The 26,820-nt window shown below is 63.6% G+C and carries 24 protein-coding genes and 1 riboswitch; of the genes, 10 read left to right on the forward strand and 14 right to left on the reverse strand.

Going from position 1 to position 26,820, the window contains the following annotated elements:
* The first annotated feature begins 23 nt into the window (after nucleotides 1–23).
* Entirely contained in the window at nucleotides 24–2,021 is a 1,998-nt protein-coding gene (locus tag QEN71_RS05435; protein WP_201650044.1) for a YadA family autotransporter adhesin, read from the forward strand.
* A gap of 94 nt (nucleotides 2,022–2,115) precedes the next feature.
* Here QEN71_RS05435 and QEN71_RS05440 read toward each other — a convergent pair whose 3' ends face one another.
* Together QEN71_RS05440 and QEN71_RS05445 are read right to left on the reverse strand one after the other, a co-directional pair.
* Nucleotides 2,116–3,438, reverse strand: a complete 1,323-nt coding sequence (locus QEN71_RS05440) for a DUF3443 domain-containing protein (protein ID WP_201650259.1) — start codon at nucleotides 3,436–3,438, stop codon at nucleotides 2,116–2,118.
* A gap of 16 nt (nucleotides 3,439–3,454) precedes the next feature.
* On the reverse strand, nucleotides 3,455–3,934 hold the full coding sequence (locus QEN71_RS05445) for a DUF2844 domain-containing protein (protein ID WP_201650045.1): 480 nt from the start codon (nucleotides 3,932–3,934) through the stop codon (nucleotides 3,455–3,457).
* Between the two features lie 498 nt (nucleotides 3,935–4,432).
* On the opposite strand from QEN71_RS05445, the gene bamC reads away from it, so the two are divergent.
* Together bamC and QEN71_RS05455 are read left to right on the forward strand one after the other, a co-directional pair.
* On the forward strand, nucleotides 4,433–5,662 hold the full coding sequence (gene bamC, locus QEN71_RS05450; RefSeq protein ID WP_201650046.1) for an outer membrane protein assembly factor BamC: 1,230 nt from the start codon (nucleotides 4,433–4,435) through the stop codon (nucleotides 5,660–5,662).
* A 179-nt stretch (nucleotides 5,663–5,841) separates the two neighbouring features.
* Nucleotides 5,842–5,991 carry a hypothetical protein gene (locus QEN71_RS05455; protein WP_201650047.1) on the forward strand — a complete coding sequence of 50 codons (150 nt, stop codon included), beginning with the start codon at nucleotides 5,842–5,844 and terminating at the stop codon, nucleotides 5,989–5,991.
* Nucleotides 5,992–6,097: 106 nt separating this feature from the next.
* Here QEN71_RS05455 and QEN71_RS05460 read toward each other — a convergent pair whose 3' ends face one another.
* From QEN71_RS05460 to thiC, 5 genes are all read right to left on the reverse strand, one after another.
* Nucleotides 6,098–7,072: a DMT family transporter gene (locus tag QEN71_RS05460; RefSeq protein WP_201650048.1), complete on the reverse strand. Its 975-nt coding sequence runs from the start codon at nucleotides 7,070–7,072 to the stop codon at nucleotides 6,098–6,100.
* A gap of 158 nt (nucleotides 7,073–7,230) precedes the next feature.
* Nucleotides 7,231–8,829: an L-lactate permease gene (locus QEN71_RS05465; protein WP_201650049.1), complete on the reverse strand. Its 1,599-nt coding sequence runs from the start codon at nucleotides 8,827–8,829 to the stop codon at nucleotides 7,231–7,233.
* A gap of 295 nt (nucleotides 8,830–9,124) precedes the next feature.
* On the reverse strand, nucleotides 9,125–9,712 hold the full coding sequence (locus QEN71_RS05470) for a hypothetical protein (RefSeq protein WP_201650050.1): 588 nt from the start codon (nucleotides 9,710–9,712) through the stop codon (nucleotides 9,125–9,127).
* A 355-nt stretch (nucleotides 9,713–10,067) separates the two neighbouring features.
* Nucleotides 10,068–10,280 (reverse strand): glycine zipper 2TM domain-containing protein, encoded by a 213-nt coding sequence (locus QEN71_RS05475; protein ID WP_012400913.1) that lies wholly within the window; start codon nucleotides 10,278–10,280, stop codon nucleotides 10,068–10,070.
* Nucleotides 10,281–10,565: 285 nt separating this feature from the next.
* Nucleotides 10,566–12,497, reverse strand: a complete 1,932-nt coding sequence (thiC, locus tag QEN71_RS05480; protein WP_201650051.1) for a phosphomethylpyrimidine synthase ThiC — start codon at nucleotides 12,495–12,497, stop codon at nucleotides 10,566–10,568.
* A gap of 104 nt (nucleotides 12,498–12,601) precedes the next feature.
* A riboswitch (TPP riboswitch) is annotated at nucleotides 12,602–12,729 on the reverse strand.
* 614 nt (nucleotides 12,730–13,343) lie between these two features.
* Here thiC and QEN71_RS05485 point away from each other — a divergent pair.
* On the forward strand, nucleotides 13,344–14,264 hold the full coding sequence (locus QEN71_RS05485; protein WP_201650052.1) for an EamA family transporter: 921 nt from the start codon (nucleotides 13,344–13,346) through the stop codon (nucleotides 14,262–14,264).
* 28 nt (nucleotides 14,265–14,292) lie between these two features.
* Here QEN71_RS05485 and QEN71_RS05490 read toward each other — a convergent pair whose 3' ends face one another.
* The gene (locus QEN71_RS05490; RefSeq protein WP_201650053.1) at nucleotides 14,293–16,341 is read right to left on the reverse strand and encodes an NADPH-dependent 2,4-dienoyl-CoA reductase; all 2,049 of its coding nucleotides are present in this window, start codon (nucleotides 16,339–16,341) and stop codon (nucleotides 14,293–14,295) included.
* 264 nt (nucleotides 16,342–16,605) lie between these two features.
* Here QEN71_RS05490 and QEN71_RS05495 point away from each other — a divergent pair, with 264 nt between their 5' ends.
* Complete coding sequence (locus tag QEN71_RS05495) at nucleotides 16,606–17,394, forward strand: DUF4397 domain-containing protein (protein WP_201650054.1); 789 nt, start codon at nucleotides 16,606–16,608, stop codon at nucleotides 17,392–17,394.
* A gap of 206 nt (nucleotides 17,395–17,600) precedes the next feature.
* Here the strand turns inward: QEN71_RS05495 and QEN71_RS05500 are convergent, their stop codons facing one another.
* Both QEN71_RS05500 and QEN71_RS05505 read right to left on the reverse strand, forming a co-directional pair.
* Nucleotides 17,601–17,738 (reverse strand): entericidin A/B family lipoprotein, encoded by a 138-nt coding sequence (locus QEN71_RS05500; RefSeq protein WP_054924844.1) that lies wholly within the window; start codon nucleotides 17,736–17,738, stop codon nucleotides 17,601–17,603.
* A gap of 248 nt (nucleotides 17,739–17,986) precedes the next feature.
* On the reverse strand, nucleotides 17,987–19,492 hold the full coding sequence (locus tag QEN71_RS05505; protein ID WP_233471780.1) for a sensor histidine kinase: 1,506 nt from the start codon (nucleotides 19,490–19,492) through the stop codon (nucleotides 17,987–17,989).
* A 237-nt stretch (nucleotides 19,493–19,729) separates the two neighbouring features.
* On the opposite strand from QEN71_RS05505, the gene QEN71_RS05510 reads away from it, so the two are divergent.
* The 5 genes from QEN71_RS05510 (at nucleotide 19,730) to QEN71_RS05530 (ending at nucleotide 22,020) form a co-directional block, all read left to right on the forward strand.
* Nucleotides 19,730–19,906 carry a DUF1328 domain-containing protein gene (locus tag QEN71_RS05510; protein ID WP_082427194.1) on the forward strand — a complete coding sequence of 59 codons (177 nt, stop codon included), beginning with the start codon at nucleotides 19,730–19,732 and terminating at the stop codon, nucleotides 19,904–19,906.
* Between the two features lie 97 nt (nucleotides 19,907–20,003).
* Nucleotides 20,004–20,165 (forward strand): DUF1328 domain-containing protein, encoded by a 162-nt coding sequence (locus tag QEN71_RS05515; RefSeq protein ID WP_012400904.1) that lies wholly within the window; start codon nucleotides 20,004–20,006, stop codon nucleotides 20,163–20,165.
* Between the two features lie 99 nt (nucleotides 20,166–20,264).
* Nucleotides 20,265–20,810 carry a ferritin-like domain-containing protein gene (locus QEN71_RS05520; RefSeq protein WP_201650056.1) on the forward strand — a complete coding sequence of 182 codons (546 nt, stop codon included), beginning with the start codon at nucleotides 20,265–20,267 and terminating at the stop codon, nucleotides 20,808–20,810.
* A gap of 105 nt (nucleotides 20,811–20,915) precedes the next feature.
* The gene (locus QEN71_RS05525; RefSeq protein ID WP_201650057.1) at nucleotides 20,916–21,560 is read left to right on the forward strand and encodes a response regulator; all 645 of its coding nucleotides are present in this window, start codon (nucleotides 20,916–20,918) and stop codon (nucleotides 21,558–21,560) included.
* Nucleotides 21,561–21,591: 31 nt separating this feature from the next.
* Complete coding sequence (locus QEN71_RS05530) at nucleotides 21,592–22,020, forward strand: response regulator (RefSeq protein ID WP_201650058.1); 429 nt, start codon at nucleotides 21,592–21,594, stop codon at nucleotides 22,018–22,020.
* Between the two features lie 15 nt (nucleotides 22,021–22,035).
* Here QEN71_RS05530 and QEN71_RS05535 read toward each other — a convergent pair whose 3' ends face one another.
* The 4 genes from QEN71_RS05535 to QEN71_RS05550 form a co-directional block, all read right to left on the reverse strand.
* Nucleotides 22,036–23,244 (reverse strand): MFS transporter, encoded by a 1,209-nt coding sequence (locus tag QEN71_RS05535; protein WP_201650059.1) that lies wholly within the window; start codon nucleotides 23,242–23,244, stop codon nucleotides 22,036–22,038.
* Between the two features lie 121 nt (nucleotides 23,245–23,365).
* Entirely contained in the window at nucleotides 23,366–24,193 is an 828-nt protein-coding gene (locus tag QEN71_RS05540) for a phosphodiesterase (RefSeq protein ID WP_201650060.1), read from the reverse strand.
* Nucleotides 24,194–24,853: 660 nt separating this feature from the next.
* Nucleotides 24,854–25,906, reverse strand: coding sequence for an ABC transporter ATP-binding protein (locus tag QEN71_RS05545; RefSeq protein ID WP_201650061.1), 1,053 nt, complete (start codon nucleotides 25,904–25,906; stop codon nucleotides 24,854–24,856).
* On the reverse strand, nucleotides 25,903–26,820 hold the full coding sequence (locus tag QEN71_RS05550; protein WP_201650062.1) for an ABC transporter permease: 918 nt from the start codon (nucleotides 26,818–26,820) through the stop codon (nucleotides 25,903–25,905). The genes QEN71_RS05545 and QEN71_RS05550 overlap by 4 nt, the downstream gene beginning before the upstream one ends.

The following is a 26,820-nucleotide window of genomic DNA, read 5'->3' on the forward strand; positions in this document are numbered from 1 at the left end:
GGTTTCTCGTTTCAAGGTGTTGGATGAGCAATTTGCAGAGCGGAATGGGTGTCAGGCGTGAGCGGGCTTATTCGCTGGAAGGATGCATCGGCATGGCCGTGGCTATGAGTCTCGGGACCATTGCGTGGTCGCCGGCGGCGCTTGCCGCTTCCGTCACCGACTACATCGCGGTCAGCACCAACGTCATGGCGGGCGCGCCGACAGAGGTTTCGAACGAACTGAACACGATGGCGATCGGGCCGTCCGCGAACGCGTCGGGCAGCAACGCGCTCGCGGTCGGGGCGGGCGCTGCCGCAAGCCGCATGGGATCGACGGCGGTGGGCACGCGTACGGCGGCGTTGGCCATCAACTCGACGGTGATTGGCTATAGCGCATCAACGGGTTTCAATGCGGACCGGGCGGTGTCGATCGGTTACATGGCGTCTGCGGACGGCGCCGATGCGCTTGGGTTGGGCTCGATGTCCCTCGCGAACGGCCAAAGTTCTGTAGCGATCGGCGTGAACGCATTCGCTGGCTCGGGCGCTGTGGACGGACTGGCTTTGGGATCCGGCAGTTCGGTGGTGGCGAACGGCGCAGTCGCCCTGGGCGCGAACGCGAAAGCCGACCGGGCGAACACGGTGTCGGTGGGCAATGCGACGCTGCAGCGCCAGATCATCAACGTCGCGGCGGGAACGGCCGACACCGACGCGGTCAACGTGAGCCAGTTGCGCGGCACGGTGTCCTCCGGGCTGGCCGATGCCGTGATGTACGACTCGTCGGCGCACGCCAGGGTAACGCTGGGCGGAGCGACAGCAAGTGCGCCTGTGCACCTCGCCAATGTCGCCGATGGCGCCGTCGACGCTGCCAGCCTCGATGCGATCAATGGCAGTCAGTTGCACGGCCTGAGCGCGAGCGTTGCGTCGGCGCTTGGCGGAGGGGCGTCAGTGGCGACGGACGGCTCGGTGGTTGCGCCGAGCTATCGCGTGGGTGGCAGCGTGTTCCGCAATGTCGGCGACGCGCTCGGTAATCTCGACGGCCGTGTCACCAGCAACACGACCGCGATCAACGACCTCAACGTCGCGCTCGGCAACGTGATCAATAACGGTATTGAGGCGCGCTTTTTCCACGCGAATTCGACGCTCGCCGATTCGCTTGCGACGGGCTCCGATTCCGTTGCGATCGGCGGCGGCGCGCAGGCTGCGTTCGCGAATTCGGTCGCGCTCGGCGCCAATGCGGTCACCGATCGGGCCAACTCGGTATCGGTCGGCTCGTTCGGAAACGAGCGGCAGGTCACGCACGTCGCTGCGGGCACCGCCGACACCGACGCCGTCAACCTCGGTCAATTGAACGATGCGATCAGTCAGATTGCTAACGTGCAGATTTCGGGCGTGCCGACGCCATTCGTCAGCGCGAATGGAGACGCCACGGCGGAAGCTGCCTCCGCGACGGGCACGCACGCTACGGCGGTTGGTGCGGCCGCTCTCGCAAACGGCGATCAGGCTACGGCGCTCGGTGGTGGCGCGCAGTCGAACGCTGCGGCGGCGACAGCCGTCGGCGCCCAGGCTGTCGCGAACAGCGCTAACGCGTCGGCGTTCGGCACGGGCAGCCAGGCGCTCGCCAGTGGGGCCGTCGCGTTGGGCTCGGGTTCGGTCGCGGATCGTGCGAATACCGTATCGGTTGGTCAGGCGGGCAGCGAGCGGCAAATCGTCAACGTCGCGCCGGGCACGCGTGGGACGGACGCCGTGAACCTGAATCAGCTAAATGCAGCCGTCGATCAAACCAATCAGTCGATTCATGATCTCGACAGAAGCACACGCAAGGGCATCGCATCCGCTTCGGCTCTGCAGATCGTCACGCCTTATCTGCCGGGACGCACGACACTGAATGCCGGTGTCGCGGGTTATCGTGGGCAAGCGGCGTTTGGGCTCGGTGTATCGCGCTGGAATGAGAAAGGGACGATCAATCTCAATGCGGGTGTAGCGTCGGCGGGCAGTAACAGCACGATTGTGCGGGCAGGAATCGGCATCGTGCTCAGCGACTGATCGTGGCCGAAACCTGGCGCGGCGTCCCGGGAAACCACGCCAGGTTTCGTATGCAGGTAGATCAGAGCGCGGCGTTGATTACCATGATGCGTGCTCAAAACGCGTAGTACGGCCCGCGGCCAGCAGACGTGAGCCGGGATTCGATTGCGGTGTAGACGCGGCGGCCATAGAAAAACGGCAGTCCCCAATCGAACGCGTTAGAAGGTCCGCCGAGGTTATCGAATGCATAGTTTTGCGTGGCGAACAGCGACTGGGCATTGGCAATCGAGAAAGCCGGCGATGCCGATCCGCCGTCTGTTCCCGTCAGCGTGGCCGTCAGCGATTGCGTCGACGCGGGACACCACCAGAAGCCGCACCGTGTGAGTGTCGTACTCGGAAAGAACAGGCCATTCGATCCGCTATCGATAAAGCTCTGCGAATACGGTTGACCATTGAGCGAGGTCGTTACATAGCCCGTGATGGAATTGGCCTTCAGGACTGTGGCGCTGCCAAGCGTGTTGTTGGCCTGCGTACCGATGCCAAAGATCATCGATCCGTTGACGGCTGCCGCGCCGTTCGGCCCGACGGCGGGCAGATCGATCACGACGCCGTTGTTGTCGAGTGCAAACCGGCTGACGGGGTTGGCGACCTGCTGATCGAGCGGCTGCGTGGTCGAGGCACACGCGCCCGCGACATCGCACCCGTAGTACCAGCGCGGCAAGGCCGACGTGATGCAGGCGCCACCGCAATCGACCGAAAACAGACCGATTCCGAGAATGCCGTTCACCCGCAGCGTGCTGGGCGTCATCATGGGCAAGCCTGACGCGGCGCAGTCGGCAGGTACGGTGGGAACGGTCGCATCGCCGATCACCTGGATCGAGACGCCGGCGGCAAGCTGGCCGGCCATGCGGACGTCGGCGGTCCGTACGGCGCCCCATGTGAAGCCGGTGCCGAACACGCTGCATTCGGCGCTGATCCTGCTCGTCGCTCCCGCAGACGTTGTCGCGGATACGGCCGACAACGCGAGACTGGCGGGCAGTTGCGATGCAAGTACGCGCAAGCCTTGCGAGCCCGTGTCGACCTGTACGTTATCGATCGTCACGCAATTGGCGGTGCCGGGCGCGCAGATCGTTACGCTCGTCGTGAGCATGTTGCGGGTCTGCGTCGGCGTCGTCGTAACGACGATCGGTTGGACGTTGGGAACCGTCGATTGCGGCACCGTTGCTACGGGCGTGCTGACCGCAACGGGTGCGCTGGCCGTGGGCGTGCCGCTCGCAGACGGCGGCGTGGCCGATGTTTGGGGCGAAGCGCCAGATGTGCCTGAAGCGCCGCCGCCACCGCCGCCGCATCCCGTCAGCGCGATGAGCATGGCGAGCGCGACGAATGTCGGGAAGGTGTTCTGCGCGAATCGGACGGCGCGTGTCGGAGACTTGTTCATCATCACGCTCTCTTCGTCAGCGCAGATCGGCGAGCGAAAAGCCGCTCGGAACGGCGGCGGGCAGCCACGCGCGGCCCACATAGCTGCGCATCTGGCCGCCCGACTCGACGACGACATCCGGCTGTTCGACGCGCGACGCGTGAAGATGGCCGAATGCGCTGAGTTGCGTCGCCGCTTTCGCGCGATATCCGTCCGCATACGGACCCAGCAATCGCGCGAGGTCAGGCATGGTCGGGCCTTGCCATGCATAGGCGAAGATCAGGCCGTCACAGGTGGCGTACGCGTTGATGGTCGTGCCGCCTGCATCGACGGTCGACTGTACGCGGACTGCGCTGCCCGGCACCGCATGTTGGGTGCAGGGTTCATTGGCTTGCAGGGCGGGCATCGTGCCGCCGAGTTCGGCGCGCGCATCGCACGCAGTCAGCGTGTTCGCGCACAACGCGAACACGGCCGAGGCGGCGACAACGATTGCGCGATGCGTGTTGATCAGTGTCATGCTGCGGCCCCCGGAGAGTCCTTGAAGATTTTTGAGATCGTCTTTTCAAGATATCACCGGGGTTTTGAGACACGATCCGTGGAGACGGTAAGGACGGGTTTTTATCTCAAAAGACAACAAACCGTCAGCACGATTTTGAGTAGAAAAATCAAAGGATTAGTTGCGGATGGATAGTGCAGGAGAAGGCCCGGAAGATTGTGGCGAACCGTTAAATCTTCAGCTCATATACTGCTAGAAATGCCGGCCTTCCGATTCATTATGAGATGATGCGGGCGGCTTTTGCGTCGCGGGGCCGGCATGTGCCAAAGTTCGCCATTCGAACTTGGATGACAAGACGCCGATCGACGCAAAAAGGCCTCAACCGTGCCGTAATCGAAAACGTGAGAAAGCGCGAGAAGGCGAGGTAACGTCTGCTTTTTGCACTTCGCGTCGCCGGGCCGGTAAAATGATGGGTTAGTCCACGGACTTGCCGTGGCGTAGCGGAAGGATTCCCAGAACATGACTGAACTTCGTCTCACCAAGCGGTTTGCAGCATTGCTGATGGCAGGCGGTCTGGTCGCCGGCTGCGGCACGTCGTCGCCGACCAAGATCGACTACAAGAGCGACTCGAAATCGAAGGAAGTGTCACTCGCTGTTCCGCCGAACATGATCGAGGAAACCGCGGATCAGCGTTCGCTGCCGCCGCAAAGCGGTCAGACGTCGCTGTCTACGCTGCAGCAGGTGCAGAGCGAGGCGCCGTCCACCGCGTCCGTCGCGCCCGCTGTCACTGGCATGCATATCCAGCGCGACGGCACGGAAAGCTGGCTGGTGCTCGACAACCAGAGCCCGGAACAGGCCTGGCCGCAAATCCGCCGCTTCTGGCAGGAACAAGGCTTTCTGCTCGTCGTCGACCAGCGCGACAAGGGCGTGATGGAGACGGACTGGAACGAAACGCATCCGTCGATCAACGACGGCCTGATCCGCAGCACATTGTCGAAGGCGATGGGCAATTCGTATGTGACGGCCGAGCGCAACAAGTACCGGACGCGTCTCGAAGCGGCGCCGAATGGCGGCACTTACGTGTTCGTCAGCCAGAAAGGTCTGCGTGAAGCGCTCAGCGGCGCGAACAACGACACGAGCAAGTGGGAACCGAAGCCGAACGATCCCGCGCTCGAAACCGAATATCTGAAGCGCCTGATGGCGACGCTGGCCAAGAACGACACGGGCACGCGCACGGCGAATGCGACCACCGTCGCGGCTGTTTCGCCGGCCGGTTCGCAAACGGCGCCGAATGCTGCGACGAGCGGCGCGAAATCGGCGGCGGCAGCCACGGCTGCGGCGAACGTCTCGCTGGCGGCACAGCAGCCGATGCGCGATCCGTTGTCCACAGAGACGTCGGCGCAATTGTCGTCCACGGAACTGACGCTGGGCGAGCCGTATGATCGCGCGTGGCTGCGCGTCGGTCTCGCGCTGGATCGCAGCAACTTCACCGTCGACGATCGCGATCGCACGCGTGGCCTGTACTTCGTGCGCTATGTCGATCCGAAGGACATGTCGTCGGCGGAGCAGGGCTTCTGGAGCCAGGTGTTCCATGGCCGCAAGGAAAAGGTCGCCAAGCAATATCGCGTGAACGTGCGCGCGGTGACGCCGAACCAGACGCGTGTCGCAGTCGTCGACGACAAGGGTGACATCGATTCGTCGTCGCAAGCGAAGCAGATCATGTCGCTGATGGTCGATCAGCTGCATTGACGGTCACGGCTGCGTGCCTCGCGCAGCCACGCAAAAAAGCCCGCATGACGGATTCCGTCTTGCGGGCTTTTTTGTTGTCATCTCATCCGGTATCGGGGATTGCATTCTGGTGAATGCAAAACGCGTGCACGCGCTTTGCTGGGGCATCGATCGAGACAGCCATCACGAGGAGGCCGGTCATGTTCGACGTCATACCGTACTGGATGTGGGTTGTGAGCCTGATCGCGCTCGCCGTGATGTGCGGCGCGGTGCTGTCGTTTGGCGATTCTGCGCGTCGGGCCGTGCCGCGCACCCGGCGCAATCATCACAGTCCGCGCAGGTTTCGATAGTTCGAAAAACGCCGGACCGCGAATCTCATCGCGGCCCGCAACTCAGATCAGCCATTTTCGCAACGCAGCAGCAACGCAAGTCCCTGCCAATCAGCGCAGAGGCAAATCAGCACCGCTCGCTGACACGTCGTCCGCCGAAGCCCGGAATGCGCTTGACGACGCCCGTCGCGAGCGCCGTGCCGACGAGAATCACCGCGCAGCCCTCGATCATCCCCAGCGAGACGCGTTCGCCGAGAAACAGCGCGCCCCACAGAATGCCGAAGATGGGAATGACGAACGTCACGGTAATCGCGCGCGCCGGACCCGCGACGGCGATCAGGTGGAAGAACAGCATGTACGCGATGCCCGTGCAGGCGACGCCCAGCGCGATCACGGAGCCCCATGCCTTCATCGACGGCGCGGCTGCCGGCCACGATGCAACAGCGAGCGGCAGAAGCACGATGGTCGCGCCGATCATCGTGCCCGTCGCGACGGTGAGCGCGTCGACACCCGTCAGATGCTTTTTCGTATAGCTGGCGGCGATCCCGTAGAGCAGCGTCGCGCCGAGCGCGGCGGCTGCCGCGAGCGCGGTCGTCGTGGGCGAGACGTTGGTGCCGCTCGGCGCAGCGATCTGATCCCAGACCAGCATCAGCACGCCGGCGAAGCCGATCACAAGACCGACGCTGCGCAGCGCGCTCAACCTGTCCTTGAGCCACACGAAAGCGACGAGCGCACCCCACAGCGGCGTGGTCGCGTTGATCACCGACGTAACGCCCGCCGACAGCGTGATCTCCGCGTACGCGAACAGGCAGAACGGCGCGGCCGAATTGAGAATGCCGACCACGAGCAGCGGCAGCGCGCGCGTGCGCAGCGTCGCGGCCGATTCGCGCAGCGGACGGCGCGCGACGAGCACGATCAGCAGGAACAGCGCGCCGATGCCGACACGCAGCGCCATCAGCGGCGCGACGCCGAAATCGCCGACGCCGACGCGGATGAACAGGAACGACGCGCCCCATAGCGCGGCGAGGATCAGAAGCTGGAAGACGTTGACTGGATTCATCGTGAGTGTGTCGCGCACAGTTGAGTCGCGATGCGTACGCATGTTAACACCCGGCTTATGGGCGTCGTTTCACGATGGAATGAAATAGCAAGAATCGGCAATCCGACTGTCAGGATTGGCTCTAACGCGCCCGCGCGTTATACGCGCAGAAGAACATGACGCGGGCGCGCGTCGTTCGCGCCCGCGTCGTCATGCCCAGTTCAATGCGGAATCATCCACTGCAGCACGTTCTGCTGCAGCCACACGAGAATACCGAGCAGAACCGTGAGCAGGATCGAATGCTTGAAGGTCTTCGCAAACACGTAGCCTTCCTTGCCCTTGAGGTCGGTCGTCGCGACGCCCGTCGCGATGTTCTGCGGCGAGATCATCTTGCCCATCACGCCGCCCGACGAGTTCGTCGCGGCCATCAGCACCGGGTTCAGGTTCAGCTGATTGGCGGCCACCACCTGCAGGTTGCCGAACAGCGCGTTGCCCGATGTATCGCTGCCCGACAGGAACACGGCCACCCAGCCGAGGAACGCCGACACCAGCGGGAAGAACGCGCCCACCGACGACACGCCGAGCCCCAGCGTGTAGTTCATCCCCGAGTAGTTCATCAGGTACGCGAGGCCGACGATGGTCGCCACCGTCAGAATGGCGATGCGCGTTTGCACCCAGGTATCGACGATCGCGCGACCGAAATCGGCCGGCTTCAGGCCCACGACGAACGCCGTGATGATGGCCGCGACCAGAATCGCCGTGCCCGTCGCGAGCGGCTGGAAGTCCCAGATCGCGCCATACGGCGTGTTGTACAGCGTGATGTAGACGGCTTTGTCGAGACCCGGCCACGGCACCTTTACGTCGCCGATCATGAAGATCTTCGCGATCGTCCAGATGATCACGACAGCCGACACGATCAGCCACGGATACCAGCCCTGCGTGCCCGTAATCTTGCCGCGCGTCTCGTTCACGCGATCGACGTTGATGGCGAACGCGGGATCGGCGGCGGGGCGCCAGACGCGCAGGAAAGCGATGGTCAGAACCAGCGACACCAGCGACGACAGCACGTCCGTCAGGCTGTAGTTGATGAAGTTCGACGTGACGAACTGCGTCAGCGCGAAACTGCCGCCCGACACGAGCAGCACCGGCCACACGCGCAGCATGTTGCGAAAGCCCGCGTACACGCCGATCACGTAGAACGGCAGCAGCAGCGCGAAGAACGGCAACTGGCGGCCGACCATCTTGGCGAGGGCATCGGTCGGCAGGTGCGTGACCGCGCCGAGCACCGTGATCGGCACGCCGAGCGCGCCGAACGCGACGGGCGCGGTGTTGAAGATCAGCGTGAAGGTCAGCGCTTCGAGCGCGGGGAAGCCGAGCAGGATCAGCAGCGAACTGGTGATCGCGATTGGCGTGCCGAAGCCCGAAATGCCTTCGAACAGCGCGCCGAACGAGAAGCCGATCACGACGAGCACGATGCGCCGGTCGTTCGGCAGATTGTCGATCATCCACATGCGGAAGGCCGCGAAGCGCCCCGAATACTGCGCGATGTTGTACAGCAGGATCGCGGTCACGACGATCCACATCACGGGCCAGCAGGCGAACACGGCACCCGCCGCGACGGAGTTGAGCGCGAGTCCGACGGGAAACTGCCAGCCGAAAATCGCGATCAGCAGACCGACCACGAGACCGGCCAGCGAGGCCTGCCAGGCCGGCCGTCGCGCCCAGCCAAGCAGCACGAGCACGACGATGATGGGCAATGCGGCAACGATGAACGATGGCAACAGGGAGTTGCCGATGGGCGTCAATAGCTGGTGAAACATCACGTCTCCTTCGTTGTTGTTCGATTCGACGCGAAGACTGCGCCTACGCGGCGAAGCGGCAGGGCTGGACGGATGAAGGCGGCGCCCGTCGCGTGGGAACGCTGGAGCGGGAGCGCCGTGGTACGCAATTAAACAGGTATTGCACTGGCAACCGCCAGCATAGAACGCTGGCGATTTCCGTCAAGCAGGGAAAACGAAGGAAGCTGTTGCGGGAATAGAAGCGTGGTCTCGTTCGTAGCGATGCGCGTCACGCCGTCGAAAGTCGAAGCAGGGCGGCGCGGTTCATCGCTACGGGTCAATGCGAGCGGCCGTGTCCGCCGCTCGCCCACGCGCTGCCGCCGCCCCAGCCGCCATGTCCGCCGCCCCAGCTGCCGCCGTGTCCGTAGTAGCCGTGGCCGCCGTAATAGCCGTGGTATCCGCCGTGATAGCCGCCCCAGTAGCCGTGGTGTCCGTAATATCCGTAGTGACCGCCGCAGCAACCGCCCCAGTAGCCGAAGCTCAGAGAGATCGACGGTCCCCACCAGCCCGGCCAGCCGTAGTAAGGGTAACCATACGGATAGGCCGGATACGCAACGGGATAGTAGGCCGGTGCGGCGTAGACAGGCGCGACGTCGTAGGCGGGCGGCATGCCGGCCGACGCATCGGCGGGCATCGTGAATTGCTGTTGCGTGTAGGCTTGTGCCGCGTCCCCGGGTGCGACGGGCAGTGCCTGCTGGGTTGCCGCCGTCGGCACGACAGGGTAAGCGGCGGGGTAGCCCGGATAGTATCCGTAGCCAGGATAGTAGCCGTACGGCGCGTAGTAATAGCAGCCGGACAGCGCGCCCGACAATGCCAGCGCTGCAACGGCGCTGGCGGCGCGCAACGTTGCATCGAGCGGTTTCATGACGTGCTCCTCGTAATCTCGCAGCGCCGTGTCGCGCTGCTCAATCTATTGTATTGAGCTTACGTCAGGGTTTCGATGGGCACATCGTAAAGTGGTAACCGCGTATTTCACTTGTCGCTTCACTTGCCGTTTGCACGCGCGTGCGCGCACGGCTGCGAACGACGATCATTTGCAGGACACGTCCGGCGCGTCCATGCGCGCCGGACTCTGCCCATCTCCCTTCGGCTTTCGAGTCCCGCTTATGCAGCATCGCGGAAGCGGGATCCGAGGCCGTTTGCCTGCATCGCCTTCGACGGCGATTTTGTCGTATTTCCTGTGGCTCTTGCTGCCGTATCTTTGTGCCGTATTTCGTGCGTTACTTGCCGACCTGATTGCCGATCACGCCACCGACAGCCGCACCGCCCAGCGTCGACAGCGCGTTGCCGCCGATCGCCGCGCCCGCCGCGCCGCCTACGCCCGCGCCGATCGCCGTATCGCGTTGCCGGCGGGTCATGCCGTCGCATGCGGAGAGGCTCGCCACCACGGCCACAAGCGTGGCCAGCGCACCGATTCGATGGAAGGTTTTCATGATTCGACTCCCTTATGTTTCTATCGACGGGAATCGCAAATTGCGCTCCCGATCGGGTGATTCGATGGTATCGCCGGGTGCCGTTTCTGTTTGTATGGGCTTGTCAGGAAAGTGTCGGTTTAGTAATCAAATGTTTCGCGCTCTCGAATAATCACGGCATGACGTAAAAACAACCTGCCCATTGCTCGCGAATGGCGGTAAAAAGCGCGCGCAAAAAAGCCCGCCTTCGACGACAGGCGGGCTTTGCGCTCAATGCGCATTAGCGGCAAACGTCACCAGCAAACGTCACTGACGCTGATAGATCTCCGCGCCGCTCTTGATGAACTCGACGGCCTTCACTTCCATGCCTTTCTTCAGCGCGTCGACGTCGCTCATGCCTTCCTTCGCGGCGTAGTCGCGCACGTCCTGCGTGATCTTCATCGAGCAGAAGTGCGGGCCGCACATCGAGCAGAAGTGCGCGACCTTCGCCGAATCCTTCGGCAGGGTTTCGTCGTGGAATTCACGTGCCTTGTCGGGATCGAGGCCGATGTTGAACTGGTCTTCCCAACGGAACTCGAAGCGCGCCTTGCTCAACGCGTTGTCGCGCACCTGCGCGCCCGGATGGCCCTTCGCCAGATCGGCGGCGTGCGCGGCGAGCTTGTACGTGATGATGCCCGTCTTCACGTCGTCCTTGTTCGGCAGGCCGAGGTGCTCCTTCGGCGTCACGTAGCAGAGCATCGCCGTGCCGAACCAGCCGATCATCGCAGCTCCAATGCCCGACGTGATGTGGTCGTAACCTGGCGCGATGTCCGTCGTCAGCGGTCCGAGCGTGTAGAAGGGCGCCTCGTCGCACCATTCCAGCTGCAGGTCCATGTTCTCCTTGATGAGCTGCATCGGCACATGGCCCGGACCTTCGATCATCACCTGCACGTCATGCTTCCACGCGATCTGCGTGAGTTCGCCGAGCGTCTTCAGTTCGCCGAGCTGCGCTTCGTCGTTTGCGTCGTAGATCGAGCCGGGGCGCAGGCCGTCGCCGAGCGAGAAGCTCACGTCGTACGCCTTCATGATTTCGCAGATGTCTTCGAAGTGCTCGTACAGGAACGACTCGCGATGATGCGCGAGACACCACTTCGCCATGATCGATCCGCCGCGCGACACGATGCCCGTCATCCGGTTTGCCGTAAGCGGCACGTACTGCAGACGCACGCCCGCGTGGATCGTGAAGTAGTCGACGCCTTGCTCGGCCTGTTCGATCAGCGTGTCGCGGAAGATTTCCCACGTCAGGTCTTCAGCCTTGCCGTTGACCTTTTCGAGCGCCTGATAGATCGGCACCGTGCCGATGGGAACGGGCGAATTGCGGATGATCCATTCGCGCGTCTCATGAATGTGCTTGCCCGTCGACAGATCCATCACCGTGTCGCCGCCCCAGCGGATCGCCCACGTCATCTTGTCGACTTCCTCGCCGATGGAGGACGTCACGGCCGAATTGCCGATGTTCGCGTTGATCTTCACGAGGAAGTTGCGACCGATGATCATCGGCTCGCTTTCCGGGTGATTGATGTTCGCAGGGATGATCGCGCGGCCGCGCGCGACTTCTTCGCGCACGAATTCGGGCGTGATTGCCTGCAAGCCATTCGGGCCGAATGCGCTCGCACCGAACGCCTGGCCGGGATGCTGGCGGCCCATCATCGCGGCGAGCTTCGCGCCGTTCGGCCCGCTCGTCTTCAGGCTTTCCAGATACTCGGCGCGGCGCTGGTTCTCGCGAATCGCGATGTATTCCATTTCCGGCGTGATGATGCCTTGCTTCGCGTAGTGCATCTGCGAAACATTGCGGCCGGCGACAGCGCGGCGCGGCGTGCGATGCAAACCGGGAAAGCGCAGTTGCGCGGTAGCGGGATCGGCGGCGCGCTCGCGGCCGTAATCGCTCGACAGGCCTTGCAGCGATTCCGTATCGCCGCGCGCTTCGATCCAGCGCTGGCGCAGCGCGGGCAGGCCGGCGCGGATGTCGATCTTCGCATCGGGATCGGTGTACGGGCCCGACGTGTCGTACACGTAGATGGGCGGATTCTTCTCGCCGCCGAAGCCCGTCGGCGTGTCGGCCTGCGTGATTTCACGCATCGGCACGCGGATGTCGGGTTGCGAGCCGGTCACGTAGACCTTGCGCGAGTTCGGCAGCGGCGCGACGGCGGCCTCGTCGACGTGCGCGTTCGCGGAAATGAATTTCGGGTTGGCGTTCATGCGTCTTCTCCATGCAATTGTGGGGCGTAACAGCTACGCAGGAGAACGAGACGGGGAAGTGGACCGGGTTCGCGCGAGGAGGGTGAGACGGTGCGGCAGGTGAAGCGGCGAGCCCGAACGCTTCCCTGCGCTGGCATTATCCAGATCAGGTTCAAAGGGTATTTCTCACCCACGCCATGCGGTGCCGTTCTGCTTCCCGGCGACGCACAACGCAGGACCCCCGCGTTAGCAGCGCACACGATAACCTGGCGGGGCGGGGTTTGGCAACACGTCTCGAAATTGAGGCGGCAGCGCCGGGCGACGTATCGGCCGACACGCGCAAGAAGCCCATTGCGGCTGGCTTTCATCGGGATTGCGGGGTTGTCGGGTGCCGTGTCCGCGATGCAGTCCGCAATCTCATTAATGCCCGATACGGGCCGTCATGCCGGATCACGATCGACAATTAATCAGTCAGCCTAAGCAAAACATCTGCGCGGCCGTCGCATCTGGCGATTCCCTCGAAGACGGCACCACGATCGCCACCTATTTAACCTTTTCGTCTCCCTTGCAACGAAAGTTACGATTCTCTTGCCGAAGCGTTGTCCAGATATTGCATAATGCTCGGCGGCGCGGCGTTTCGCGCCCGTTGGCTGCTGTTATTGCATTCTGCATCGAGAAAGCCATCAATTCGCGCCATTGACCTGGTGCTCACTTGCCGTCCGACAACCGTTCGACTGTCGTCTACCGTTCTACTGCCATGCCAGCCCGTTTTGCCCCTCATGCCGTGTCGTCGACGCGGCGTCTGCCGTCCCGTTCGTGCGTATTCAGCGGGGCCGCGGCCCTGGCACTGGCACGGGCGGGCTGAACGTGGCATTCAATCTTCCTGACCGTTTCCCGTTCCGCCTGCCGCAATCGCACGGCGGACAGATCGCGCTCGCGCTGGGCGTCGTCTATATCGTCTGGGGCTCGACGTACCTGGCCGTGCACGTCGCGCTCGGCTCGTTCCCGCCGCTCCTGATGTCGGGTCTGCGCAACTTTTTCGCGGGCGTGGGTCTGTTCATCTTCGCGATGCGCCGTAAGCCCGTCTGGCCGCCGCTCACGGAAATCCGCAACGCCGGGCTGGTCGGCACGATGCTGGTCGGCTTGTCGAGCGGCATGCTCGCCTACGGGATGCGCACTGTCGGTACGGGCACGGCGGCCGTGATGGTTGCGACCGTGCCGCTCTTCGCGACCGTCATCGCGGCCATCGCCGGGCGCAAGATCGCGCGAGGCGAGTGGTTCGCCGTCGGGCTCGGGCTGGTCGGCATCGCCATTCTCAGTCACGGCGACCAGTCGCAGGGCTCGGCGGGCGGCAGTCTGGCGATTCTCTGCGGCGCGCTGTTCTGGGCGGGCGGCGCACACCTCGCGTCGCGCCTGAAGCTGCCGTCGGACCTGTTTCTGTCGACGTCGCTGCAAATCGGACTCGGCGGCGCCATGTCGACGATGGTCGCGTGGGTGTCGGGCGAACGGATGATGGAGGTGCATTTCCTGCCGATGCTCGCCTTCGTGTACCTGATGCTGATCGGCACGATGGCCGCCTATGTCGCCTACGGCTTTCTGATCCGGCATACGAGCCCGATCATCGCGAGTTCCTGCATGTACGTGAACCCGGTCGTTGCCGTGGCGCTGGGCGCGCTGTTGCTCGGCGAGCCCGTGACACGCTCGACGGTCATCGCGACAGCGGTGATTCTGGCGAGCGTCGGGCTGTCATTCTGGTTCGACTTGCGGCGGCGGGCGAAACCGGCATAACGCCCGCCATCGCCGTGCCGACGCCGCGCTACAACCGCGCGGCCAGTTCAGCGCCTTCGCGGATCGCGCGCTTCGCATCGAGTTCCGCCGCCACCGACGCCCCGCCGATCACATGAAAGCGCGGCCCGCCGGCGGTGGTCGCAGCGGGCGACCCGGACGAACCAGGGTAGAGATCGCGCAACGACTCCTGTCCCGCGCACACCACGATCGTATCGACATCGAGCCACTGCTCGCTGCCCGCGCGCTCGATCAGCAGCCCGCGCTCCGCAATCTGCCGATACGTCACGCTATCGAGCATCTTCACCTTGTTGCGCACGAGCGCCGCGCGATGCACCCAGCCCGAAGTCTTGCCGAGCCCCGCGCCGAGCTTGCCCGTTTTCCGCTGCAGCAGCCAGATTTCGCGCACGGGATCGCAGACGCCCGGCGTCTTGAGACCGCCGCGCTCGCTGACGTTCAGATCGACGCCCCATTCGTCCATCCACGCTTGCCGCGACAGCGGCAGCGGCTCGTCCGCGCGATGCAGCAGGAACTCGCTGACGTCGAAGCCGATGCCGCCCGCGCCGATCACCGCGACGCGCCGCCCGACAGGCGCACCGCGCAGCACGTCGACGTACGACAGCACGTTCGGTCCGTCGATGCCCGGAATCGGCGGACGGCGCGGCACGATGCCCGTCGCGACGATCACGTCGTCGAATGGCGTGGCCGCAAGCAGCGCGGGATCTACGCGCGTGCCGAGACGCACGTCGACGCCATGCCTGCGTAGCTGGCTGTCGAAATAGCGGATCGTCTCGCTGAATTCTTCCTTGCCGGGCACGCGCATCGCCAGATTAAACTGGCCGCCGATGGTCGCCGCCGCATCGAACAGCGTCACGCGATGCCCGCGCGCGGCCGCCACCGTCGCGGCCGACAGCCCAGCCGGTCCCGCGCCGATCACGGCGACGGCGCGCGGCTTCTGATGCGCGGCGAGCGGCGTGTAGACCAGTTCGGTTTCGCGGCCCGCACGCGGATTGACGAGACAGGTCGCGCGCTTGTTCTCGAACGTGTGATCGAGGCAAGCCTGATTGCAGGCGATGCAGGTGTTGATTTCGTGCGCGCGGCCTTCGGCGGCTTTCACGACGAACTCGGGATCAGCGAGCAGCGGCCGCGCCATCGACACCAGATCGCCGGCGCCTTGCGCGAGCAGATCTTCGGCAACCTCGGGCGTGTTGATGCGGTTCGAGACGATCACGGGCACGTTGACGGCCGCTTTCAGACGTGCCGTCAACGGCGCGAACGCCGCGCGCGGCACGGACGTGACGATGGTCGGCACGCGCGCCTCATGCCAGCCGATGCCCGTGTTGAACATCGTGACGCCTGCCGCTTCGAGCGCCTGAGCGACCTGCACGGTTTCATCCCAGGTATTGCCGCCGTCGACGAGATCGATCAGCGACAGCCGGTACACGACGATGAAGCGCTCGCCGCACGCGGCGCGCACGGCCTGCACGATTTCTCGCGCGATCCGCATGCGGTTTTCCAGCGTGCCGCCGTAGGCGTCGTCGCGCCGGTTCGTGCGCGGACACAGGAACTGGTTCAGCAGATAGCCTTCGCTGCCCATGATCTCGACGCCGTCATAACCCGCGCGTTGCGCGAGCCGCGCGCAGTGCGCATAGGCGCGCACCGTTCTGGCGATGCCGGCCGTGGTCAGCGCGCGCGGCTTGAACATCGAAATCGGCGACTTCAACGCCGACGCCGACACGACCAGCGGCTGATAGCCGTAACGTCCGGCGTGCAGGATCTGCAGCGCGATCTTGCCGCCTTCTTCATGCACGGCGCGCGTCAGCTTGCGGTGATTGCGCAGATCGAAGACGGAGTTCAGCGTGCCGCCGAACGGCAGCAGCCAGCCCTCGCGATTCGGCGAAATGCCGCCCGTGATGATCAGCCCCACACCGCCTTTCGCGCGCTCGCGAAAGTACGCCGCGAGCTTCGGATAGTTCCAGAAGCGGTCCTCCATGCCCGTATGCATCGAGCCCATCACGACGCGATTGCGCAGGCGCGTATAGCCCAGATCGAGTTCGGCCAGGAGCCGCGGGTAAGACATGCAAGGCACCATGTAAAAGTGGACGCGCTCGAACGATACACGCGAGCTTGCGCAAAACCTCCGAGGAAAAATTCTAATTGCCTCCAACCCTTTCATTCCGGATGACGGGTTTATTCGCATGTCGTCGGCAATCGGCGGCGCGGCACAGCGATTGCTGAGCGCAATCGTCCAATCGATGCGGGCAAAACCGGTTTATCGAGCGCTGACCGACCTCGAGGACGCATGACATAACGGGCTTCGGGCTCAATCAGGGAGAGGTGGCAGATGAAAATTATCAGAACGGTGGCGGCGCTCGTCGGAGCGGCTGCACTGGTGTCGGCGTGCGGCGGCAGTTCGAACGACGTGGGCAAGGAACTCGGGTTGCAGAATCCGTTGATCCATTTCGTGCACGCGATTCCGAGCGGCCCGACGGTCGACTTTCTCGTCAACGGCAGCGCATTGCAGAAGAGCATCGCGTACAAGGGGGTGACCAACTTCGCGAACATCAACACGGGCGCGACGACGGTTGCGTATGCGACTTCCGGCAGCACGACGCCGCTCGCGAGCGGCTCGTTTCCGGACGTCGCGAAGGGTCATGAATACACGGTGATCGCCGTGCCGGGTTCGACGGGCACCGACATCGGCCTGATCGACGATCCGTTCGACAAGGGGCTGCTGTCGGGCAGCGCGCGCTTGCGCGGGTTCAACGCGTCGGTGAACTCGTCCAACCTCGACCTGTACCTGGTGCCGCCGGGCAACACGAACATTTCGAGCGTGAGCCCGACGATGGCAGGCGTGTCGTTCAAGAACGCCGTGCCCGCGAGCGGTCAGGATTCCGTCTATGTGTCGGGCGGCACGTATGTGCTGATCGCCACGACGGCGGGCAGCAAGACGCCGATCTTCCAGTCGAGTTCGTTCGACCTCGCGAACAACGCGGACTGGCTGGTGACGTCGGTGCCCATCGGCGGCGCGCTCACGCAGTTGCTGCCGAACCAGATTCACCTGCTGGTCGCGCAGGGCGGCAACACCTCGCAGCCGGCGCTGGAATTGACGAATACGTTGAACGGCCAGTGACGCAATGAGGCAATGACGGATCAGGACGGCAAGGCGCGATAACAGGCAGAAGCAGGGGGACGGCACGGCGGCTCATGCAAATGAGCCGCCGTTCTGTTTTGCGTCGGCAACGCGCGAAGCAAGGCGCAAAAAAAGCCGCCGCGTGTGACGCGGCGGCTTGCAATGATGGATCGAAACCGAATCGAAACGGCTGAACGGATGCCGTATCAGTCCGAATGCTTCTCGGCCGAATTGGTGATGGCGTTGCCGCCCTTCGAGATGTCCTGGCCCGCGCCGGCCATCGTGTTGCAGGCGGCCAGCAGCGTCGTGCCCGCGAGCAGCAGCAGTGCGATGAATCGTGTCATGAGTCTTCTCCCTTTTCAGGAATATTCGAAGGAATATTCGACGTATGCTTCGATCGATTCGCGCGCGCCGGCATGGTTCCCTGTTGCGGTGTTCGATATCGCCCGGCGTGCGCGCCCTGTCGTCCGACCGGGGCATTGCGCCAGCCGATCCGGTCTGATTTCATGGTAAGAGACGCGTTGTCGCGATGCTGTCGGAGACGCGACGATTTTCTTGTCGGCGCAATCCTACGCGGCGCAACGCGGCGTCATCACAGACGCGCGACGGGCGTGACGCTGCTGTCCGGCACGCTGTCGATCGATTCGCCGCCTGGTTCGCGCGTTTCCGCTTCCTTCGTCACGCCGACGGTCGGCACGGGCAGCACGACGTGGATATCGGTGCCGTGCAGGTCGCCGCGCCGGATATCGAAGCGTCCGCCGCGCGCGGCGACGCGCTGGCGCATGCCCATCAGCCCGTGCGTATGCGTGCGCGTGAGATCGCCTGGCATGATGCCGATGCCGTTATCGGCGATATGCAGCGCCACTTCGCCGTGGCCCGCGCTCAGCGCAATCGTGATCTGCGTGGCGCGCGCGTACTTCGCCGCGTTGGTCAGCGATTCCTGCGCGACACGAAAGAGCGCGATCTCGGTCTGTTCGTCGAGTTGCAGTTCGTCGTCGGGAAGATGCAGGTCGAGCGCCCAGCCGTTGCGTTGCGCGGCTTCGTCGCCGAGCGTGCGCAGCGCCGTGACGAGGCCGAAGTTCGCGAGCACGGTCGGCCGCATGTCCTCGATGATGCGGCGCTTGAGCGCGATGCCCTGATCGAGCGTCGCGAGCGCGCGCGTCAGTTTCTCCGCGATGACGGGATCGGCGTCCTGCATCTTGCGCCGCGCCCACGCGACATCCATCTTGCTCGCCGTGAGAATCGCGCCGAGTTCGTCGTGCAGTTCGCGCGCAAGCTGGGTCTTTTCGTTTTCGCTGACGGCCTGCAGGTGCCAGCCCAGCGCTTCGAGTTGCCGCGTGCGCTCGTTGACCAGCCGATCGAGTTCTTCCTGCTGCGTGATCAACTGCTTTTGCGCGCGCGCCTGGCTGTCGATCTGGGTGCCCAGGTTGCGGAACAACAGAATGAACAGCACGATGTTGAGCGCCGACAAACCCGCCGCGACGAGCGTCGACACGCGTTGATCGGCGCGGCTCGCATCGAGCGCGCGCTGCGCGCGGCGCTCTTCGTTGTCGCGCAGCAAGGCGAGCGTGCTCGTCACGAGCGACGCATCGGCGCTGGTTTTCGGCGCTGCGCCGCCGCACGCGGCGAGTTCGAGCGGACGCGGCGAAGCCTGTTGCAACGTCTGTGCGCCGCTGCCGATGCGCGCGTCGATCAACGCGGCAATCTGCGTGAAGCTGGCCATTTCCGCGCTGTCGGCGGCACGTCGGAAGTATGTGTCGAGCGCGCCGATGTTGCGGCGGATATCCGCTGCGCGAGCGCAGTAGCCGCGCGCGTCCGCGTCGTTCCTCGTCAGAAGAAAGCGGCTTTCATGCGCCTGCAACTGCGCGAGATGCCGGTCGAGTTCGCTCAGCTGCATGCTGACGCTGCGCGCTTCGAGCGCCGCTTCGTATTCCGATGCGATACGTTGCCGCGCCGTTTCGAGGATGACGAGGCCGCCGCACGTAATCACGATCGCGACCGTCATCGCGATCGCCCAACTGCGCTGGTGCATCCAGTCCGCCAGCCGGGTTGTGAGCCGTGCTTCGGCGCCTGCTTGGGCTTCACCTGACACTGCCATCTCCATGCCATGAAGTCATCGACAGTGTAGCGTCATGCGGCGTCGTTGCGTTCGCGCGAGTGCTGCAAAGGCCGCGGTGGAAGGCCGGTCGAAAGCGGGTGTCGGCGGATTCCCACATGAAAAACAGCGTGCGCCCGAATGCGGGTACGCAAACTGCTCCCTACGATGAAGGTTAGCGATCCATTCGCCACACCTCAGCCACACCTCAGTCACACATTAGCCAGGGAGGTTCCCATCATGCTCAAGTGGGCGTTGTTCTTCGCCGTGATCGCGGTGATCGCGGGTCTGCTCGGATTTACGGGCATTGCGGCAGGCGCGGCGGCTATCGCGAAGTTCCTGTTCGTGGTGTTCCTGATCCTGTGCGTCGTCTTCCTCGTGCTCGGCTTCGTCGTGACGAAGAAGATAGTCGATTAGCGACGCTCGAAGGCAACCCGGATCGGAGCACAAGTGAAAGCGCTCTGTTCGACGGAGCTGCAACAGCACATCGCCTAAACAGGAAAGGAACGTCGTCATGCTGCATTACGCACTCGTGTTCTTCGTGATCGCGATCATCGCCGCTGTGTTCGGCTTCACCGGCATTGCCGCCGGCGCCGCCGAAATAGCGAAGATTCTGTTCTACATCTTTCTGGTCGTGTTCGTCGTCACGCTGCTGCTCGGCGTGTTCCGGACATAGCGCAGGCATCACGCCCCCAAGGCGCACGCCGACACGCCGCGCAGTACAGACGGCGGCAGCGTGCGCGTTTCCCACAATACCGGTACAAGGAGTCAGTCAATGTCGAAGTCATCGAAAGGCGAGTTCGTGATGGACCTCGAACGGATCCGTCAACAGGCACGCAAGGATATGGATGAAGGTCCCGTCACGTCGACCTACGGCGCGGACCGCGATACCGTGCTGAAGCTGCTGAACGGCGCGCTCGCGACCGAACTGGTCTGCGTGCTGCGCTACAAGCGCCATTACTTCATGGCGAAGGGCATCAATTCGGAAGCCGTCGCGCAGGAGTTTCTCGAGCACGCGAATGAAGAGCAGCAGCACGCGGATACGCTCGCTGCGCGCATCGTGCAGCTGGGCGGCGAGCCCGATTTCGCGCCGAACAGCCTGACGTCGCGCTCGCACTCCGAATACAAGGAAGGCAACGGCCTGACCGACATGATTCGCGAGAACCTGATCGCGGAGCGCATCGCGATCGATACGTATCGCGAGATCATCCGCTATCTCGGCGATGGCGACGTGACGACGCGCCGCATGTTCGAAGAGATTCTCGCCGTCGAGGAAGAGCACGCGGACGACATGGCCGATCTGCTGACGGGCCGCGAATAAGCGCTTGTCACAACGCTTGTCACGCACGAGGACGCGGGCGGCGGCATGTGCAATCCGTGCCGCTGCGCGTTCGCTCTTCTTCTCTAACTGCGCAAGACACGAACGATGATTCGAGTGCTGATAGCGGACGATCACGCGATCGTCCGGGGCGGATTCAGACAGTTCGTCGCCGACGAGCCGGACATGTGCGTCGCGGCGGAAGCGGCGACGGGCGACGAGACGATTCGCCTCGTGCGCGAGCAGCCGGACGGCGAGCCGTTCGACGTCGTGCTGCTCGACATCGCGATGCCCGACAAGAACGGCATCGATACGTTGCGCGTGATCCGCCAGATGCGTCCCGCGCAGAACGTGCTGATTCTCTCGGGCTATCCGGAGAGCCAGTACGCGATCAACCTGCTGCGCGCGGGCGCGAACGGCTATCTGAACAAGGACTGCGAGCCTGATGAGATCGTGCGCGCGATCCGTTCGGTTGCGCGCGGGCATCGTTATCTGTCGGAGGCCATCGCCGATACGCTCGCGAACAGTCTCGACAAGCCCGCGGCTTCGCATCCGCATGAACAGTTGTCGGAGCGCGAGTTCCAGATTTTCTGCAAGCTCGCGTCCGGGCAGATTCCGACCGATATCGCCGACGAACTGCATCTGTCGGTGAAGACGGTCAGCACGTATCGCGCGCGCGTGCTCGAAAAAATGCACATGACGAACAACGCGGACATCACGTACTACGCGATCAAGAATGGTTTGATCGAGTGATGCGCCGCTTCGTGAGTATGGAACGCACCCGATGAATCCCTCCGCCACCGCACACGACGAATCCGGCCACACGCCGCTGCGTGTGCTGCTGATCGAGGATTCGCCGCTGATCCGGCGCAGCATCGTCGAGGCGATCGATGCGTCGGGCGTGATGCAGGTGGCCGCGCAGGCCGAATCAGCCGATGAAGCGATCGCGCTGCTCGACGGCGAAGCGTTCGATGCCGTGATCGTCGATCTGCAACTGAAGGGCGGATCGAGCGTACCGGTGCTTGCGTATATGCAGAAGGAAGGCTTGATCGAGTCGACCTTCGCCGCCGTGCTGACGAATCACGCATTGCCCGCGTATCGCGAGCGGTGCCGGCAATATGGCGTGCGGCACTTCTACGACAAGTCGTTCGAATTCGATCGGGTAATCGACGCGCTGCACAAATATGCGCAGGCGCGTCTGGACGAGCAGTAGATCAAAGCGATCAACTCACGCGCCCGAAGCCTTCAGCGGCTCGGGACGTCCGCGCAGGTGATTGAGCCCGGCGAGCAGCGTGAACAGCAGACCGGCGATGCTCACGCCGACCCAGCCGAACAGCGGCCACACGAACGCGCCGACAGCCGAACCCGCCGCACCGCCGATAAAATAGCAGACCATGAACACCGTGTTCACGCGGCTGCGCGCTTCCGGCTTCAACGCATAAATGCGCGACTGGTTCGAGATCTGCGCGGCCTGCACGCCGATGTCGAGCACGATCACGCCGATCACGAGTCCGACGAGGCTCGTGCCCGACACTGCGAATACGACGAACGAGATCGCCGCCAGCGCGATCGACAGCGAGACGATGGCGCGCGGCCCGCGCTTGTCGGCGAACTTGCCCGCGATGGGCGCGGCCATCGCGCCGCCCGCGCCGACGATGCCGAACAGACCTGCCGCTTGCGGCCCGTAGTGAAACGGCGCACCCGCGAGCAGCAGTGCGAGCGTCGACCAGAACAGGCTGAAGCCGGCGAACAGCGCCGCGCCCGTCAGCGATGCTTCGCGCAGACCGCGCAATTCGACGACGAGATGCCACATCGAGCCGATCAGCTTGCCGTAGCCGAGCGTCGAGGTCGGCTTGCTGTGCGGCAGCTTCGACAGGATGACGACGGCGAGCACGATCAACGCGACGATCGACGCGCCGAACACGGCCCGCCAGCCGAGGTACTGTCCGACGAAGCCCGCCGCCGTGCGCGCAAGGAGAATGCCGAGCAGCAGCCCGCTCATCACGGTGCCGACGGCATGGCCGCGTTGCGACGGCGGCGCGAGTTCGGCGGAGAAGGGCACGGCCTGTTGCGCGATGGTCGCGAGCATGCCGATGGCGAGGCTCGCGAACACGAGCACGGAGAGATTCGGCGCGACGGCGGCGCACAGCAGCGCGATGCACATGCCGGCGATCTGCAGCAGGATCAGCCGGCGACGGTCGAAGCGGTCGCCGAGTGGCGCGAGCAGCAGCATGCCGGCGGCGTAGCCGAGCTGTGTCACCGACGGCACGACACCGATCCACGATGCGCTTTGCGGAAACGATTTGCGGAAATCGTCGAGCAGCGGCTGGTTGTAGTAGATGTTGGCGACGGAAACGCCCGCGATGGTCGCGAGCAGCAGCAGAAGGCCGCGCAGCGAGCGGTCCGACGCGGCAGGAGTGGAAGCGGGTGTCGACATGATGCGGCAGCCGGCGCAATGCCGGCGGGAGGATTCGAGCGTGCCGATGATACCGGAGCAGGGCGGACTTTGCTGGACGCCGCTGCTGCATCTGCGGCCATTGTGGCACGCTCGTGCGCCATCAATCGATCAGCTTGCCTTCCGGTTCATAGAACGGATAGGGGCCGTCGGCCTGTTCGACGTAGCCGTGATGCGTGATCAGACCGTTGACGCTGTCGTAGCGATGCAGCGCGAACGCGGGCGGCTCCATCACGAACGCGGACGGCGCGTCGTCGCGCAGATCGAGCGCGACCTGATGCGCGGGCGCGGGCACCGCCGATGCGATCGTGCCACCGAAGCGCACGAACATCGGGCGGTGTACGTGGCCGCAGATCACGCGTTCGATGTTCGCGTGGCGCGATAGCAATGCTGCGAGCTTTTGCGCGGCCTGCGGGTCGAGGCGCAGTTCGTCCATGTGTCCGATGCCGGACACGAACGGCGGGTGGTGCAGCGCGACGATTACGGGCTTGTTGCGGGCTTTATCGAGTTGCTTTTCCAGCCAGGCTAGACGTGCGTCGCAGAGCAGGCCGGCGCTCTGGCCCGGGACCATCGAGTCAAGGGCGATCAGGTGCAGCGGGCCGATGTCGATCGCGTATTGCACGAACTCGCCGCCCGTGTGCAGTTCTTCGCGTTCCGGGAAGGCTGCGCGCAGGTTGGCGCGGTCGTCGTGGTTGCCGACTAGCAGGTAGTAAGGGATTGCTAGCGGCGCTAGCAGGGCTTTCAGGTGCTCGTACTGGTCTGGGGTTCCCTGGTCGACCAGATCGCCGGTGATGACGACCGCTTCGGGTCGGGGTTGGGTTGCGTTTAAGCGCTCTACGCAGCGTTGCAGGTAAGGTGCCGTGTCGACACGGCGGTACGCCAACGCGCCCGGGCGTTTGATGTGGAGATCGCTGATCTGGGCTATTAACATCGAAGTGTCCTCTTTTTCATGTCTGCGACGCAGTCGCCAGTTTTTGCTTTTTGCTGCTGCGCTGGCATCCGCGTTGACGTATCGGTTTATTAGCGTTGCCCCTGTGCGGGGCGGCACCTACTTTTCTTTGCAGCGGCAAAGAAAAGTAGGCAAAAGAAAGCCGCTTCAAACCTCCGGTGCCGGTCAGGATAACGCCACGGTACACGGTCTTTGAGCGGTCGCGCAGCGACGCCAACACTCCGTAGAATGCCCGCAGTCAGGCGCGCGCGGCACGAAAGATGACATCCACTCGGGGCACGTTCGGTCGGCTTGTTTTTGTGTGCTTGTTTTCGTGTGTTTGCCGTCGGTCTGATTGCGGCGTTATGTGCTCCAGACTGTGTGTGGGTTTTCGCGCCGTGCGCGGTTAACTGCGGGCGTTCTACAGAGTGCGGACGTTGCTGCGCGATAGCTCAACTGCGGCATGCCGCAGCGGTATCCTGGCCGGCACCGGAGGTTCAAAAGCGGCTTTCTTTTGCCTACTTTTCTTTGCCGCTGCAAAGAAAAGTAGGTGCCGCCCCGCACAGGGGCAACGCCTGAAGTACGGATACGAAATCGCGGATGCCATCAAAAAGCAAGATACAAAAAACCAGGAATGGCGACTAGCGTCGCAGACAAAAAACCTCACGCCAGAGCAATCAAGCCATCCCTGGCAACAGAAATCCCGATAGCCATACCGCGAGCAAACTCAACCCGCCCGGGCACATCGACGATCAAAACATCGGGCGCCGCATCGCGAATAGTGAGCCGCGTGCGCTCACCCAAAAACGCAGCAGCATCCACAACGCCCCGCAACTGAGCACTTTCAGGATCAGCAAGCCACGCATCTTCAGGCCGAAAAAACACCTCATCGCCATGAGGCATAACTCGAGTAGCATGAGTCGCAGGCAAAGGAATGGCACCGCCAGTAGTACAAAGCAAGCCATCTTTGGCCTGGCCAGAAACCCGATTAATCGTCCCAACAAACTGCGCAACCTGCCGATTCGCCGGGCGATAATAAATATCCCTTGGCGTCCCGATCTGCTCGATCCGCCCAGCACTCATCACGACGATCCGGTCGCCGAGTTCCATCGCTTCCGCCTGATCGTGCGTCACATAAACCGTCGTAATACCGAGTTCGCGCAATAAAGCATTCATCTCGCTTCGCAATGTATCGCGCAGACGCGCATCGAGCGCCGTCAACGGCTCGTCGAGCAGCAGCACGCGCGGCTGCGGCGCCAGCGCACGCGCCAGTGCCACACGCTGACGCTGTCCGCCGGAAAGCTGATCGATCGGTTTATCGGCGTGCTCGGTAAGCCGCATCATCGCGAGCAATTCGTCGACGCGCTGTCGCGCCACCTCTGCATCAATGCGCTTGATCTTCAAACCATAGTTGATATTGCCGCGCACGGTCAGATTCGGAAACAGCGCGTAGCTCTGAAACACCATACCGACCTGACGCTTCTCGATAGGCAGCGCGGTGACATCCTCATCGCCGAAAGCAACACGCCCGCCCGCGTCCGGCTGTTCGAGACCGGCGATCATCCGCAACGTCGTCGTCTTGCCGCAGCCCGACGGCCCGAGCAGCACCAGCGTTTCGCCCGCGCCGATCGTCAGATCGAGCGGTTCGAGCACGCGCGTGCCGCGAAACGTCTTCGCGCAACGCGTCAGCGTGATAGGAATCGAGGCGAGCTTCATGGCTGGTCTTCTTGTGCAGGTGAGGGTGCAGCGGCGACGCGCGCTTTCTTCTGCTTCACGTTGCGCTGGCCCGTCGCATCGACGCCGAGCCATTGCATCGCGACGAGCAGCGGCATCGTCATGATGAAAAAGAGAATCGTGTAAGCACTGCCGATCTCGATGCGCAGCGACGCATAGGTATCGGCGAGTCCGACGGGCAGCGTCTTCGTTTCGGGCGTATGCAGCATCCACGTCAGATTGAATTCGCCGATCGACAGCGTGACGACAGCCAGTGCGCCTGCAACGATGCCCGGCCGCACGTTCGGCAGCACGATCGTCACGAAGCGCTGAAAGAAGCCCGCGCCGAGACTCGCCGCGCCTTCTTCGAGCGTACGCAGTCCCGAACTCGCGCACACGGCGGCGACGGCACGCACCATGAACGGTAGCGTGAACACCACATGGCCGACGACGATAAACGCGGCGCTCGTGCGGAACATCGTGAAGCCGCCATACACGACGAGTAGCGCGAGCGCGGATGCAAGACCCGGCAACGCGATGGGCAGCACCAGAAATTCTTCGATGATGCGCGACAGGCGCGTCTCGCTGCGCGCGAGCACGTAGCCCGCAGGCACGCCCGTCAGCAGCGTAATGACGAGCGTCGCGAGCGCGACTTCGAGCGACAGGAACACGGAGTCGTGATACTGCGTCCACACTTCGCCGAGCCAGCGCAGCGTGAGTCCGCTCGCGACACCCTGAAAGTAGTTGACCGTCAGCCCCGCGAGAATCGACATCACGACGGGCACGATCAGAAACGCGCAAAGCAGCAACGTGACGAGCCATTGTCCCGCCGCGAGCGAGGCGCGCAGCGAGGGCAGGGCGAACGCGCGCCTGCGTTGCAGATCGGGCGCGTCGGTTGAATGAGCAACGGAGTTCAT

It is taken from the genome of Paraburkholderia sabiae, assembly GCF_030412785.1.
Lineage (GTDB): Bacteria > Pseudomonadota > Gammaproteobacteria > Burkholderiales > Burkholderiaceae > Paraburkholderia > Paraburkholderia sabiae.

What these genes read in the sequence shown, in the direction of transcription:
- QEN71_RS05550 (WP_201650062.1), bottom strand. Translation starts at nt 26,820, where the DNA reads ATGAACTCCGTTGCTCATTCAACCGACGCGCCCGATCTGCAACGCAGG.
- QEN71_RS05500 (WP_054924844.1), bottom strand. Translation starts at nt 17,738, where the DNA reads ATGACACGATTCATCGCACTGCTGCTGCTCGCGGGCACGACGCTGCTG.
- QEN71_RS05510 (WP_082427194.1), top strand. Translation starts at nt 19,730, where the DNA reads ATGCTCAAGTGGGCGTTGTTCTTCGCCGTGATCGCGGTGATCGCGGGT.
- QEN71_RS05470 (WP_201650050.1), bottom strand. Translation starts at nt 9,712, where the DNA reads ATGAAACCGCTCGATGCAACGTTGCGCGCCGCCAGCGCCGTTGCAGCG.
- QEN71_RS05515 (WP_012400904.1), top strand. Translation starts at nt 20,004, where the DNA reads ATGCTGCATTACGCACTCGTGTTCTTCGTGATCGCGATCATCGCCGCT.
- QEN71_RS05435 (WP_201650044.1), top strand. Translation starts at nt 24, where the DNA reads ATGAGCAATTTGCAGAGCGGAATGGGTGTCAGGCGTGAGCGGGCTTAT.
- bamC (WP_201650046.1), top strand. Translation starts at nt 4,433, where the DNA reads ATGACTGAACTTCGTCTCACCAAGCGGTTTGCAGCATTGCTGATGGCA.
- QEN71_RS05490 (WP_201650053.1), bottom strand. Translation starts at nt 16,341, where the DNA reads ATGTCTTACCCGCGGCTCCTGGCCGAACTCGATCTGGGCTATACGCGC.
- QEN71_RS05520 (WP_201650056.1), top strand. Translation starts at nt 20,265, where the DNA reads ATGTCGAAGTCATCGAAAGGCGAGTTCGTGATGGACCTCGAACGGATC.
- QEN71_RS05505 (WP_233471780.1), bottom strand. Translation starts at nt 19,492, where the DNA reads ATGGCAGTGTCAGGTGAAGCCCAAGCAGGCGCCGAAGCACGGCTCACA.
- QEN71_RS05445 (WP_201650045.1), bottom strand. Translation starts at nt 3,934, where the DNA reads ATGACACTGATCAACACGCATCGCGCAATCGTTGTCGCCGCCTCGGCC.
- QEN71_RS05460 (WP_201650048.1), bottom strand. Translation starts at nt 7,072, where the DNA reads ATGCGTACGCATCGCGACTCAACTGTGCGCGACACACTCACGATGAAT.
- QEN71_RS05530 (WP_201650058.1), top strand. Translation starts at nt 21,592, where the DNA reads ATGAATCCCTCCGCCACCGCACACGACGAATCCGGCCACACGCCGCTG.
- thiC (WP_201650051.1), bottom strand. Translation starts at nt 12,497, where the DNA reads ATGAACGCCAACCCGAAATTCATTTCCGCGAACGCGCACGTCGACGAG.
- QEN71_RS05545 (WP_201650061.1), bottom strand. Translation starts at nt 25,906, where the DNA reads ATGAAGCTCGCCTCGATTCCTATCACGCTGACGCGTTGCGCGAAGACG.
- QEN71_RS05495 (WP_201650054.1), top strand. Translation starts at nt 16,606, where the DNA reads ATGAAAATTATCAGAACGGTGGCGGCGCTCGTCGGAGCGGCTGCACTG.
- QEN71_RS05535 (WP_201650059.1), bottom strand. Translation starts at nt 23,244, where the DNA reads ATGTCGACACCCGCTTCCACTCCTGCCGCGTCGGACCGCTCGCTGCGC.
- QEN71_RS05455 (WP_201650047.1), top strand. Translation starts at nt 5,842, where the DNA reads ATGTTCGACGTCATACCGTACTGGATGTGGGTTGTGAGCCTGATCGCG.
- QEN71_RS05540 (WP_201650060.1), bottom strand. Translation starts at nt 24,193, where the DNA reads ATGTTAATAGCCCAGATCAGCGATCTCCACATCAAACGCCCGGGCGCG.
- QEN71_RS05475 (WP_012400913.1), bottom strand. Translation starts at nt 10,280, where the DNA reads ATGAAAACCTTCCATCGAATCGGTGCGCTGGCCACGCTTGTGGCCGTG.
- QEN71_RS05465 (WP_201650049.1), bottom strand. Translation starts at nt 8,829, where the DNA reads ATGTTTCACCAGCTATTGACGCCCATCGGCAACTCCCTGTTGCCATCG.
- QEN71_RS05525 (WP_201650057.1), top strand. Translation starts at nt 20,916, where the DNA reads ATGATTCGAGTGCTGATAGCGGACGATCACGCGATCGTCCGGGGCGGA.
- QEN71_RS05440 (WP_201650259.1), bottom strand. Translation starts at nt 3,438, where the DNA reads ATGAACAAGTCTCCGACACGCGCCGTCCGATTCGCGCAGAACACCTTC.